The sequence below is a fragment of the Mycobacterium sp. genome (assembly GCF_035314905.1).
GTDB lineage: Bacteria > Actinomycetota > Actinomycetes > Mycobacteriales > Mycobacteriaceae > Mycobacterium.
In genome coordinates, this window is the sequence record NZ_DATFYW010000029.1 from 1 (window position 1) to 12547 (window position 12547).

Here is a 12547-nt window from a genome sequence, read left to right on the forward strand (position 1 = left end):
TGCCTCGTCGCGAAGTAGGACCAGATTCGAGCGACCGGACCAACGACACTGGCACGGGAACGACACCGGGCCAAGTCAACGACGAGACCCGTCTCGGTCTACTAGACGACATCGGTAACCTGCCCGCTCCTGATTCGAATGCATCGCCCGACCTAGTCGGCAATCTCACCCTCACTGATGAAGGCCGAGGCATGGCCGACGAGAACTACGACGAGTCCAGTAGTAACTCGCCGTACGAGTCGTACGAGTCCGGCGGCGGTGACAGTGACCCCAGCAGCGGCTATGACCCCAGCTACGACGAAGTAACTGGAGGCGTTCACAACCTCGTCGGTGACCCCCTCGTCAACAGTCCTGACCCAGTTCCGGGTATGAACCCCACCGGGGAGGGCTGGGAAACGGTGCCCGGGACCGAGGCCACGGGCCTTTTCGCGACGGGCCCTACCGATGAATCGGGACAACCCATGGTGGATTACTTCCCGAATTTGTCCCTCGTCGACCAGCCCGGCGACTCGCCCGCCGATGGTGGTGACGTGCCTCCCCCGGGCGGCAGCGCGGACGACATGTTGCAGGGTTTTGGCATCGATGACCCCTCCTTGGCCGAAGATATGACGTCGGGCCAGGCGGCCACTGTCGCGGCGGACGAAGCTCAGGGGATGTCGTCAAGCGAGGCCGTGCAAGACACACAGTTGGGAATGACGTCGGGCCAGGCGGCCACCGAAGCCGCGGATGAAGCTCAGGGGATGTCGTCGACGGAGGCGATCCAAGACACGCAGGCGGGATTGTCGGCCGACGAAGCGGCGACGGAAGCGGCGGCTGAAGCTCAAGGGGTGTCGCCAGACGAGGCGATGCAAGACACGGAGATGGGCTTGACGGCCGACCAGACGGTCGCGGAAGCGGCCGATGAGGCTCAAGGGATGTCGCCAGACGAGGCCATGTCTGACGTCAGCGGCGAGGGCGAGGACAGCCCTGGCTATTCGATGTCCGAGGACGGCAACGTCGCCGACTTCGGCAACTACCAAGTGGACTTCGGCGGCGGAGAGAGCGCCGGAGACGGCGGCGGAGAGAGCGCCGGAGACGGCGGCGGGGGAGACGGCGGTGGAGACGGCGGCGAGGACTACAGCAGTGGAGACGGCGGCGGCGGGGACTATGGCGGTGGCGGCGGGGACGACGAATGAAACGATCCTGCGCGGTTGGCGGCGGCTCGCGGCGTGAAGGACGGGTTTGGCTGATGGGATGGCTTGGAGGAGAACATGCCGGATGCGTCGGACGAACAGGCATGGTGGTCGAATCTGTTCACTGGCGGCGCAGATCCAGGTTTGGAGATTCCTGATGGCGTATGGGAGTCAGTAATGACAGCCGCGCTCGAGATCGACGTTCCGGAGTACGCTGACGACCTCATGCCCGCCGATCAAGGAGAGATGGGTTTCGATGAGCTGGACGACGAGCCGGGCATGTACCACGAGTTCGGCCATCCGTCAGCACACGGTGACGCCGTCGTCCACGACGGGGGCGACAGCATCGGTCCCGAATTGGATTCCGCTTCAGTTGGAGAGGACACGTACCACGAGAGCAGTGATCATGAAGTCCTCTATGACGTTGCGCCCGACGATTCCGTGGTCGATGGCCCGGATGCGATCGATGACCAGCTTTAGCGAGGAAGTTATGCCACCATTGACGCCAACGCATTGGAAGTGGTTCGTACCGTGACGCACTCACCCGATCCGGATCCACAAGGCATCGGTGTGGCGGCTGGTGTTGAGCCGTCGCCCACAGGGGTGTTGTCATTGGAACGCAGCTTCGAGGTAGCGGTCAACGGGTTGATCGGCGCGTACGACTTAAGTCCCAATCCGGCGCTGCAGACCCACATCGCCCAGGTGTTGGCGCGCATCGGCGTGGACCGCATGGAGGTGCCGTCTGGATCCGTGTTCGACCCTTCAGTGTGCGACGCGATTTCGACAGTGACAACGGATGACCCGCATCTCCACCAGCGGGTCTCGGAGACGCTACGCCCCGGCTGGCGTCGACCTGACGCGGTGCTGCGGTCTCCTCAGGTCTCGGTGTGGGTTGCTGACCCCACCACTACTAGTCAACCGGGTGGATAGTCGCGGAATGGTGGGAATCGATGGTTGAGTTCGGCAACGGCATAGCGCTCGCGATTGATTTCGGCTCCTCGAACACCGCCGCGGCGTTTCGTGACCGACATGGGCACGTGCAAGAGGTGCGGCTGTCGGCGACAGGGACCCTGATGCCCTCCGGCGTGTTCTTCGACGGCAGCCGCTTCTTGGTCGGCCGTACGGCGCTGCAGGCGGCGTTCACCTCACCGGAGTCCTTCGAGCCGTCCCCCAAGCGCCGCTTGGCAGACCGCGAGATCTTCTTGGCAGGGAGCATGGTTCCGGTCACCAAGATGGTCGCCGCGGTGTTCGCGGAGGTACTGGCGAAGTCCAGCGGCGTGATGGGCGGCGCGCCCGACGTCATTATCGTCACCCACCCAGACCAGTGGAGCGGCCCGTTGCAGCAGTTGTTGGCAGAGGGCGCGCTGGCCGGCGGCGTCGATCCCAACCGGATGCAGATGGTCAGCGAGGCCCAAGCGGCGGCGTGGTTCTATGCCAAGTCTGCGCCCGCGGAGGTGCCTGTTGGGTCGCGTCTGGTGGTGTTCGACTTCGGTGCCGGCACGTGTGATGTCGCGGTACTGGACAAACAGCCGGACCAAACCTTCGCGGTCATTGCGTCTGACGGACTCGACGGCCTTGGTGGCCAGGACCTGGACGCCAGGATCCAAGCGTGGGTGCGTCGGCAGTTGGCGGTGGCTGATCCGGTGTTGTTGGCCGAGGTCAACGAGCCGGCCTCCATCGCGACGCGGCTGACGTTGAACGACCGAATCCGTGACGCTAAAGAGGCCCTGTCGGAGGCCAGTTCGGCGGCAATCGTGGTTGCCGCCGGCGCCAATACCCAAGTGCTGCAGTTGACCCGCGACGAATTCGACGAACTCATCGGCGCCGACATCGGCCGTGCTGTGGACCTCACCAAACGCGTGATGGCAGAAGCCAACAAGCGTGTGCCGTCGAGCCAAACGCCGACCATCTATCTCACCGGCGGCTCTTCCCACATTCCGTTGGTGCACTCACGTCTCGCGGAGTTGGCCCCACTGGGAGTCCTCGGCGATCCGAAAACGGTTGTGGTGCAAGGGGCGCTGTACACGCCGCAGGCCCAACCCTCCCAAGCCGCGCCGCCGCAGCAGCCTCCGCCGCCACCGCCGCCACCGCCTGGCCACGGGCCTTCGGGTTCGGCCCCCCAGATGCCGTCCGGCGGTTTTCCCGCCATGCAGCCCACCGAGGCGCCGACGGCAGTTCTCAACACTGGGCCGTCACCCGTGGCATCATCCGCCGCATTTGCCGATTCAGGTCGCATACCGGCGCAACAACCACCCAACGGCAAGCCGCCCAACTCGACCAGGAGATGGCTCATCGTAGGCGGCGGAGTCGTCGCCGCCGTCCTGGCGGTAGTGATCGTTCTGTTCGCCTCGGGCGTGTTCAAGGGCAACAGTGCCAGCCCCACGGCGGCCACGACCACAACCGCTCCGCCGGTGGCCCCGGACAAACTAGGGTCGTTGCTGCTCAGCGTCGGCCAGATCAACAGCATCATGAAGTCGTCATCGATACAGGGCTACGACGTCAGCAATTCACTGACGGCCACGTCGGACAAGGTCGCGAATGAGCCGTGCCTGGGGGCCCTCTACAGCGCTCAACCAGCGGTTTACACCGGTAGCGGCTACACCGCAACCAGTGACCAAATCATGAAGGCGTTCGCAACCGACAAGTCGATCCAGGATTACGTCCAGCAGACCGCGGTCGCCTATCCCTCCGCAGAGTCAGCACAAGCGTTCTTCAAAAAGTCTGCCGATGCCTGGAAGGCATGTAGTGGTCAACCGGCGGCGATCACCACAACGAATTCAGACAACGCGATCGAAAGAGACACCTGGAACTTTCAGGATCTCAAGTCGGATGGCACCACCATCACCCAGGTGGTTACGCAGGAAGCCGCCGGAGGGTGGGGGTGCCAGCACGCGATGCGCGCCGTTTCCAACGTGATTGTCGAAGTGATGGCGTGTAACTATTCGATCAGCAACGAGGCTTCCGACATGGCCGCCAAGATGGCCGCGAACGCAGCTACCTAGCCCCGGCCGCTACTTGAGCAACGGATCTCGCGGGAGTCCGAGGATGCGTTCGGCGATCGTGTTGCGGGAGATCTCCGACGTACCACCGGCGATCGTGATCGCGCGGCCACCCAGATAGGAGCCGGTCAGTCTCGGCGTCTGGCCCACGACCGCGGCCGGGCCGGCCAGCTCCATGCCCAGCTCGGTGAGGCGCTGCGACTGTTCGGCCAGCACCAGCTTGGTCACGTTGCCCTCCGGCCCGGGCTCCGCGCCGGCGATGGCGCGGCTGACGCGGCGCAGATTCAGCAGCCGCAGCGTATGAAAGTCGGCGATCAGCTCACCGACCTGACGACCACAGGCGGCCGCAGTCCCGGCCGGCGCGCTGTCGAGCAACTTGATCAGGTCGTCGATCGTGAAGGCAAGCGCGCCCGATGAGCCGCCGCCGATCGAGATCCGCTCGTTGCCGAGCGTGGCGCGGGCCACCAGCCAGCCCCTGTTGACATCGCCGACCACGTCGGTGTCGGGGACGAACACGTCGTCGAAGAACACCTCGTTGAAATGCGAGTCGCCGGTGATCTCCCGCAGCGGCTTGACTTGCACGCCGGGGGCGCTCATGTCTATGGCCATCATCGTGACGCCAGCGTGCTTCGGCGCCTCGGGGTCGGTGCGCACCGTCGCCAGGCCCCACTGGCAGTCACGGGCGAGGCTGGTCCACACCTTCTGTCCGGTAACCCGCCATCCGCCGTCGTCGCGCTTCGCCGCGGTGCGCACGGCCGCGGCGTCGGATCCGGCGCCAGGCTCGGAGAACAATTGGCACCACATCTCGTCGCCGCGCAGAACCGGCTCGACCCAGCGTGCCCGCTGGTCGTCGGTGCCGGCCTGGGCGATCGTCAGGATCACCCAGCCGGTGATGCCCAGGTCCGGGACTCCGACGCCCGCGAACTCTTCCTCGATCACCAGCTGCTCGACCGCATCGGCCTGCCGTCCCCACGGCCTCGGCCAGTGCGGCACCAGGTATCCCGAGTCGACCAGGAAGTCGAGCTGCTGCTCTGCGGGCAGCGACCGAACCTTCGCGACGGCGTCGCGTGCCTGCTTGCGGTAGTCGTCTGCCTCGGGGGGCAGCGTGAACGACGCACCGTGCGCGATGCCGGCCCGCCGCGCCTCGACGATGTCGACGAGCGGGTCGCCCACGTCCGCCGTCAACGCCGCAAGGGTCCTGGCGCGGCGCAAGTACAGGTGCGCGTCATGCTCCCATGTGAAGGCGATCCCGCCGTGAAGCTGAATGTTCTTCTCGGCGTTGAAGATCTGTGTCCGGATCCCAAGCGCCGCGGCGACCGCAGCGGCGAACCACGCGCTGTCGATGTCGTCGGCGCGGGCCGCGTCCCAGGTCGCGGCGGTGGTCTGCTCGGCGCTGACGAGCATGTTGGCCAGGTGATGCTTGACGGCCTGGAAGGTGCCGATCACCCGCCCGAACTGCTCTCGAACGTTGGCGTAGTCACGGGCCATTTCGAGGGCGGCCCAGCTGATTCCGACAGCCTCGGCGGACGCCAGGATCCGGAATACGGTGCGGGCCCGTCGCGCTGCGCCTCGTAACACCTGATCCGCCTCGACTCTCACGCCGGTCAGCGTGACCGAGCCGACGCTGCGGGTGGTGTCCAGCCCCGGCAGCGCCGTGACCGTTACTCCGTCGGCTTTCGCGTCGAGCACCACCACGTCGTCACCCGCGGTGACCAACAGCACGTCAGCGTCGGGGACGCCGAGCACCGCGGGGCTCTCCCCACCTACCACCAGGTCCGAGCCGACGATCACCGTGCCCGACAATCCCACGGCACCGACCTTGCGGCCGTTGGCAAGTCCTGGAAGCTGTTGAGCGCGAACTGAATCCGGCGCGCACCGGTCAATCACCAGTGAGGCGGCAACTGTCGGCAGAAACGGCCCCGGGGACAGCTGGCGGCCCTGGGCCTCAAGCACGATCGCCAGCTCGGCGAGCCCGAAGCCTGATCCGCCGTGGTCCTCGGAGACGGCCAGGCCGTTCCAGCCCAGCTCGGCCGCTGCCGCCCAGATGTCCGACGGATGGTTCGAACCGCCATCCAGGGTGGCGCGGGCGGCGGCAAGGCTGCCCAGCCGGGACAGCTGCCCGGCGGCGGCATCCGCCAGATCGCGATGTTCTGGGGAGATTGCCAGCGCAGATGTGCTCACGTGCTGCGTCCTTCGGCGGTGATGACGACGTTGTCAATGGGAAGCTAACGCATCCAAAGATCCGGCGCGCGGTCCGGGGGACACTTTCGGGGTTTGCAGTCACCACGGCGGGGGTAAGGTGCGCGAATGGATTCCCGACAGCCCGGGCCAAGGCTGCAGGCCCAGGCCAAATGGTTTGTTCGAGCCCGTCCCCTCGACTACATGTTGGCCATGACCGACGCGTATGCGTCGTTGCCGCTGGTGGGAAGGCATCTCGAGCCGCTCGGCGGCCTGACCGCGATGGGCGTGTGGGGTTACCGGCACGCGCCGAAGTTCATGTCGGCGGCGATGCGCAACATGCTCGCTCCGCGCGCGGCTGAACTCCGCAAACATGAGCTGGAGCGGACGAACACCGTGGCCGCTGCAGCGCTGCGCGGGATCGTGTCCGCTGACCGCCTCGACGTCACCTGGCCGGCGCCCGATCGCCTGTCGCCGTTGTTGCGGGGCACCGCGCAGCGCCGGCGGTACCTGCATCGCAGCTCTGTTCGCTACGGATCCGTACCGGGACAGGTGCTCGACGTGTGGCGGCGCAAGGACTTGCCGCCCGGGCCGGCGCCCGTGCTGATCTTCGTTCCGGGCGGGGCATGGGTACACGGCAGCCGGATGCTGCAGGGCTACGCGCTGATGGCCCACCTGGCCGAGCAGGGCTGGGTCTGCTTATCCATTGACTACCGGGTGTCGCCGCATCACCGCTGGCCGTCTCACATCCTCGATGTCAAGGCGGCGGTCGCGTGGGCACGCGCCAACGTCGACCGGTTCGGCGGCGACCGCGAATTCGTCGCGATCGCAGGTTGTTCCGCGGGCGGCCACCTCGCGGCGCTGACCGGCCTGACGCCCGACGATCCGGACTTCCACGGAGACCTGCACCCCGACGCCGACACCTCCGTCGATGCGGTGGTCGGCCTGTATGGCCGCTATGACTGGGAGGACAGGTCGACGCCGGAGCGGGAGCGTTTCGTCGACTTCCTGGAACGCATCGTCGTCAGGAAGCGGTATGCCCGGCACCGGGATCTGTACCGCAACGCCTCCCCGATCTCGCGGGTGCGCCCCGATGCTCCGCCGTTCCTGGTGGTCCACGGCACCGCCGACACAGTCATTCCGGTTGAGCAGGCTCAGGTGTTCGTCGATCGACTCCGCGCCGCATCGCTATCGACGGTCGCCTACCTGGAGCTGCCGGGGGGTCATCACGGCTTCGACATGACCGATGGTGGCCGGACCGGCTCCGCGGCGATGGCCGTCGGGCTGTTCCTCGCCGAGATCCACCGAAGCCATTCATCGGCAAGGGCGAAAGAGGTTATATATAGACGGCATCAGAACCCGTGAGTCTCGTCCATGAATGAGGTGGGCAGTGAAGCGACTCAACGGCTGGGATGCCATGCTGCTCTGCAGCGAAACCCCGAACGTCCACACGCACACGCTCAAGATCGGCGTCATCGAAGTCACGGACTTCGATGGTGATTTCACCTTCGAGTTGTTCCGGCGGACGCTGCGCCGTCGCCTGCATCTGCTGAAGCCGCTGCGCTACAAGCTCGTAGACATCCCGCTGAAGCTGCACCATCCGATGTGGCTGGAGAGGTCCGATGTCGACCTGGCCTACCACCTGCGACGGGTGCGACTTGAGCGCCGACGGGTCACCGCCGGTGATCTTGGCGCCCTTGGGTGCACCGGTGGTGCCAGAGGTGAGCAGGATCATTCTGCCCCAACCACTTCGGCAAGCGCCGGCCCCGCGAACGAGGTGTTCAACAGCAGCGCGTTGGCCCTGATCCGGCTGGCGGCCACCACGGCCTCCACGAAGCCGCGGTGGTTGCGGCACATAATCCCAACGGTTCTCGGTGGTCCACCGGGCATCGCCTGCAGCGCCGCGGCGAGCGCGTCGGAACGCTCGGTCGAGCTCACGCCAGCTCAGCGTGCCGAGCTCGTCCACCAATCCGGGCCGATCCGGACAACGCTGCGCTGACGACGCGAAACCCGATGTAGCCAAAATGTTTTCGCGCCGCATCGCGGTGGCGATCCGCAGATACCTGTCCGGCCGCATCGGCGCGATCAGCCGCGCGCGTCGTATGGTGCCGATCATGCCGAGCGTTTCGTTCAGGCGGTCGAAGAGCGCCATCGCGCCTCAGCCCACGACTGGCACGCGACGCTTGCGCGCGAGCCGGTCGAGGGCCGTCTGCATCACCGATCGCACATGGGCATCGACCTCGGCGACGTCGGGATCGTCACCGAACTGTGCGGCGATATCGACAGGTTCGAGCACCTCGGTGACGATCTTCGACGGCAGCGGAAGATTGGGTGGGATGACGACGCTCAGCCCGAACGGGAATCCGACCGAGACCGGCAAGATCTTGGTGCGCGCCAAGCGCGCGATCGGGCCGAGCCGCTCGGCCAGCCAGGTGCCGCGAGACAGGTAGAGCTGGGTCTCCTGTCCGCCGATCGACACCGCCGGGACGATGGGAACGCCCGCTTCGATCGCGGTCCTGACGTAGCCGGTGCGACCGTCGAAGTCGATGACGTTCTCCCACACGGTCGGGCGGTACACGTCGTAGTCGCCGCCGGGGAACACCACGACGATTCCGCCCGCCCGCAGCGCCTTCGCGGCGTTTTCCGGGTTGGCCCGGATGAATCCGGTGCGCACAAAAAACCCGGCCGTCGGCCCCATGAAGATCATGTCATGGCTCAGCGTGTAGATCGGCCTGTCGTAGCCGAACTTGTCATAGAAGTCGACGGCGAAGATCGGGACGTCCATAGCGAACATCCCACCCGAGTGGTTGGACACCACCAGCGCCCCGCCGGCGGCCGGCATGTTCTCGAGCCCACGCACCTCGGAGCGGAAGTACCGCTTGAGGAACGGGCGGAGGATGCCCATCACCCGCTCGGTCAGGGCGGGGTCCCACTTGGCGATTTCCGGGCGGTCAATCTCTGCGTCGCTCACGACTCTCCCCTGTGCATCGGCCGCATGGGCCGTTGCCTGATGGTACCGAGAGCCGATCCGCGGCCGTCGGGTACGTTCAGGTACTCATGAGCGAAGAGCGTGTCGTCCTCGTCGAACAACGCGACCGAATCCTGCTGATCACGATCAACCGGCCGGAGGCCAAAAACGCGGTCAACGCGGCGGTAAGCAGGGGGCTCGCGGATGCGGTGGACCGACTCGATGACGACGCCCGGTTGTCCGTGGGCGTGCTGACCGGTGCGGGAGGCACGTTCAGCGCAGGCATGGACCTCAAGGCGTTCGCCCGCGGCGAGAACGTCGTCGTCGAAGGCCGCGGGATGGGCTTCACCGAAAGGCCGCCCGTGAAGCCGCTGATCGCCGCTGTGGAGGGTTACGCGCTGGCCGGCGGCACGGAGCTTGCACTGGCAACCGATCTGATCGTCGCGTCGAAGGAATCCGCGTTCGGGATCCCCGAGGTCAAGCGTGGTCTGGTAGCCGGCGGTGGCGGCCTGCTACGGCTGCCGCAGCGCATTCCCTACCAGATCGCGATGGAACTCGCACTGACCGGCGACCACCTGCCCGCGCAGCGCGCTCACGAGCTCGGGCTCGTGAACCAGCTCACCGAGTCCGGCGGTGCGCTCGAGGGGGCGCTGGAGCTGGCCGAGCGGATCACCGCCAACGGCCCGCTGGCGGTGGCGGCGACCAAGCGGATCATCACTGAATCGCGCAGCTGGGACCCCGACAGCATGTTCAACGAGCAACTCAAGATACTGATGCCCGTTTTCGCGTCGAACGACGCCAAGGAAGGTGCCATCGCGTTCGCGGAGAAGAGGGCCCCGCGCTGGACGGGCACCTGACAGGCTGATCTTCTTGCCGCCTACGCCTTGCGGGAGGAGGAGCAGTGTCGACCATCTACTTCACCGCGTCCAGCCTTGACGGCTACATCGTCGACGAGCACGACAGCCTCGACTGGCTGACCGCACGTGACATCGATCCCGCGGGCCCGTTCGGCTATCAGGCGTTCAGCCGGTCGGTGGGCGCCCTGGTAATGGGCGCGACCACCTACGAGTGGGTGGTCAACGACCGGCCCGGGGAGTGGCCGTACCCCCAGCCGACATGGGTGCTGACCCACCGGCCGGAGATCGTGCGGCCCGGTCATCCGGTGCAGGCCTTCGCCGGAGACGTCACCGAACTGCACCCCCAACTGGTGCAGGCCGCCGGCTACAAGGACATCTGGGTGGTCGGTGGCGGCGACGCCGCCGCGCAGTTCGTGCGGGCGGGGCTGGTCGACGAACTCGTCGTCACCTACGCACCGTGCACACTGGGAAGCGGCGGGCTACTACTGCCCACGAAGTCGGAGTGGAGCCTGATCGAGTCCGCCGCCAATCGTGACTTCGTCTGCGCCCGTTGGCGCAGGGCAGGGGGATAGCAAACGCCGCGGCTGAAGATGTGGAGGGAATGGCAGCACGTCACGAAGCGCGCGGCGGGCTAGCCGACAGCGCCGTTCGTTCACCGCACCGTCGCGAAGAACGCGCGGATGTCGTCGACAAACAACTCCGGTTGCTCGAACGCCGCGAAGTGGCCGCCCCGCGGCATGGTCGTCCAGTGGGTGAGGCGGTAGTTGGCCTCACACCAGCGGCGCGGCGAGCGCAGGATCTCCTTCGGGAACGAGGCGACGCCGGTGGGCAGCTCGACGGGATTGTCGGACCCGAAGACATGGAAGCTCTCCCAGTACATGCGCGCCGAGGACGCGCCCGAGCCAGTGAGCCAGTACATCATCACGTTGTCGAGCAGTTCGTCGCGGCTCAGCACGTTCTCGGGATGCCCGTCGCAGTCCGTCCACGACCAGAACTTCTCGATGATCCAAGCCATCTGGCCGACCGGCGAATCGACCAGCGCGTAACCCAGCGTCTGGGGCCGGGTCGACTGCTGCTTTGAGTAGCCCGAGTCCCACTTCTGGTAGTGGGCAAGCGAGGCCAGCGCCTGCTGTTCCTCCTCGGTCGGGTTGTCCAATGCGCCTGCCGGCGGGCGGCCGAGCGGCATGTTCAGGTGGATCGCCGCGCAGTGGCCCTTGTTGCGACCGATCTGGGTGGTGACCGCCGCGCCCCAGTCGCCGCCCTGGGCGCCGTAGCGGTCGTAGCCGAGGCGGACCATCAACGTCTCCCACACCTCGGCGACCTTGCCGACTCCCCAGCCGGTGGTCGTGGGCTTGCCCGAAAACCCGTAACCGGGCAGCGACGGGCAGACCACGTGGAAAGCGTCCCCGGCGCGTGCGCCGTGCGCGGTCGGGTTGGTGAGCGGCTCGATCACCTTGTGAAACTCGACGATCGATCCGGGCCACCCGTGCGTGATCACCACCGGCAAGGCGTCAGGGTGTGGCGAGCGCTGATGGATGAAGTGGATGTCAAGCCCGTCGATCTCGGTGGTGAACTGGTCGAAACGGTTCAGTGCGGCTTCCCTGACCCGCCAGTCGTAGTTGTCGGCCCAGTAGGCGGCGAGTTCGCGCGTGTACTCCAGCGGAATGCCCTGGCTCCAGTCGCCGACGCACTCCCTGTCCGGCCAGCGCGTGCGCGCCAGCCGCTGCCGGAGGTCTGCGAGATCGTCGTCGGGAACGGCAATGCGGAATGGACGAATCTCAGTCATGCTGCCTCGCAATCGTTATCGTCTCGCGCAGGTGGGCTGATGAGGCAGGCCGCCGGTGTGTCCGTCTCAGCGATGCCATCCACCGAACGAACACTCTACGGGCCTTGCGCGTGTGATCACGCCGCCCGGGAAAGAAGCAATCCAGCGCGCCCGGCGGTCGGCGAGGATTACGCTCGGCGCATCGCGACCACGGAGGTGCAGCGATGGGTCACTACAAGAGCAATGTGCGCGACCTCGAATTCAATCTCTTCGAGGTGCTCGAGTTGGAGAAGGCGCTTGCCACCGGCGAGTTCGGAGAGCTCGACGGTGAATCGGTGCGCCAGATGCTCGCCGAGGCCTCGCGCCTGGCCGAGGGTCCGGTTGCCGAATCGTTCGCCGACGCCGACCGCCATCCGCCGACGTTCGACCCGGATTCGCACACCGTGGCGCTGCCGGAGTCCTTCAAGAAGTCACTGCGGGCGTGGCAGCAGGGCGAGTGGTTCCGGATCGGGCTCGACGAGCACATCGGCGGTGTGGCGGCGCCGTCGGTCGTCGGTTGGGCGATCAACGAGTTCGTCCTCGGCGCCAACCCCGCGGTGTTCCTCTAC

At 66.4% G+C, this 12547-nt stretch carries 10 protein-coding genes and 3 pseudogenes; 9 read left to right on the forward strand and 4 right to left on the reverse strand.

The genetic code is table 11. The features are described from left to right. The 4 genes and pseudogenes from VKG81_RS02220 to VKG81_RS02235 form a co-directional block, all read left to right on the forward strand. Positions 1–1175: pseudogene (locus VKG81_RS02220) on the forward strand (hypothetical protein); the annotation flags it as partial. 75 nt (positions 1176–1250) lie between these two features. Then, on the forward strand, positions 1251–1652 hold the full coding sequence (locus VKG81_RS02225; protein ID WP_324389280.1) for a hypothetical protein: 402 nt from the start codon (positions 1251–1253) through the stop codon (positions 1650–1652). Between the two features lie 51 nt (positions 1653–1703). Next, positions 1704–2102 (forward strand): nucleotide exchange factor GrpE, encoded by a 399-nt coding sequence (gene grpE / locus VKG81_RS02230; RefSeq protein WP_324389282.1) that lies wholly within the window; start codon positions 1704–1706, stop codon positions 2100–2102. A 20-nt stretch (positions 2103–2122) separates the two neighbouring features. Continuing rightward, positions 2123–4174 (forward strand): sensor domain-containing protein, encoded by a 2052-nt coding sequence (locus VKG81_RS02235; protein ID WP_324389284.1) that lies wholly within the window; start codon positions 2123–2125, stop codon positions 4172–4174. A gap of 9 nt (positions 4175–4183) precedes the next feature. Here VKG81_RS02235 and VKG81_RS02240 read toward each other — a convergent pair whose 3' ends face one another. Continuing rightward, positions 4184–6352 carry an acyl-CoA dehydrogenase gene (locus VKG81_RS02240; RefSeq protein WP_324389286.1) on the reverse strand — a complete coding sequence of 723 codons (2169 nt, stop codon included), beginning with the start codon at positions 6350–6352 and terminating at the stop codon, positions 4184–4186. 126 nt (positions 6353–6478) lie between these two features. Here VKG81_RS02240 and VKG81_RS02245 point away from each other — a divergent pair, with 126 nt between their 5' ends. Together VKG81_RS02245 and VKG81_RS02250 are read left to right on the forward strand one after the other, a co-directional pair. Then, positions 6479–7714: an alpha/beta hydrolase gene (locus VKG81_RS02245; protein ID WP_324389288.1), complete on the forward strand. Its 1236-nt coding sequence runs from the start codon at positions 6479–6481 to the stop codon at positions 7712–7714. Positions 7715–7739: 25 nt separating this feature from the next. Then, positions 7740–8009 (forward strand): annotated as a pseudogene (locus VKG81_RS02250) (wax ester/triacylglycerol synthase domain-containing protein); the annotation flags it as partial. A gap of 74 nt (positions 8010–8083) precedes the next feature. On the opposite strand, the pseudogene VKG81_RS02255 reads toward VKG81_RS02250, so the two are convergent. Then, a pseudogene (locus VKG81_RS02255) lies at positions 8084–8501 on the reverse strand (AMP-binding protein); the annotation flags it as partial. Between the two features lie 6 nt (positions 8502–8507). Then, positions 8508–9254 carry a lysophospholipid acyltransferase family protein gene (locus tag VKG81_RS02260; protein WP_414685118.1) on the reverse strand — a complete coding sequence of 249 codons (747 nt, stop codon included), beginning with the start codon at positions 9252–9254 and terminating at the stop codon, positions 8508–8510. A 152-nt stretch (positions 9255–9406) separates the two neighbouring features. Here VKG81_RS02260 and VKG81_RS02265 point away from each other — a divergent pair, with 152 nt between their 5' ends. Together VKG81_RS02265 and VKG81_RS02270 are read left to right on the forward strand one after the other, a co-directional pair. Beyond that, positions 9407–10174: a crotonase/enoyl-CoA hydratase family protein gene (locus VKG81_RS02265; RefSeq protein WP_324389291.1), complete on the forward strand. Its 768-nt coding sequence runs from the start codon at positions 9407–9409 to the stop codon at positions 10172–10174. 44 nt (positions 10175–10218) lie between these two features. After that, positions 10219–10746, forward strand: coding sequence for a dihydrofolate reductase family protein (locus VKG81_RS02270; protein ID WP_324389293.1), 528 nt, complete (start codon positions 10219–10221; stop codon positions 10744–10746). A gap of 80 nt (positions 10747–10826) precedes the next feature. Here VKG81_RS02270 and VKG81_RS02275 read toward each other — a convergent pair whose 3' ends face one another. Then, on the reverse strand, positions 10827–11960 hold the full coding sequence (locus VKG81_RS02275) for an epoxide hydrolase family protein (RefSeq protein WP_324389295.1): 1134 nt from the start codon (positions 11958–11960) through the stop codon (positions 10827–10829). Between the two features lie 203 nt (positions 11961–12163). Between VKG81_RS02275 and VKG81_RS02280 the strand changes: the two genes are divergently transcribed. Next, the coding region (locus VKG81_RS02280) for an acyl-CoA dehydrogenase family protein (RefSeq protein ID WP_324389297.1) at positions 12164–12547 on the forward strand (384 nt) is incomplete at its 3' end.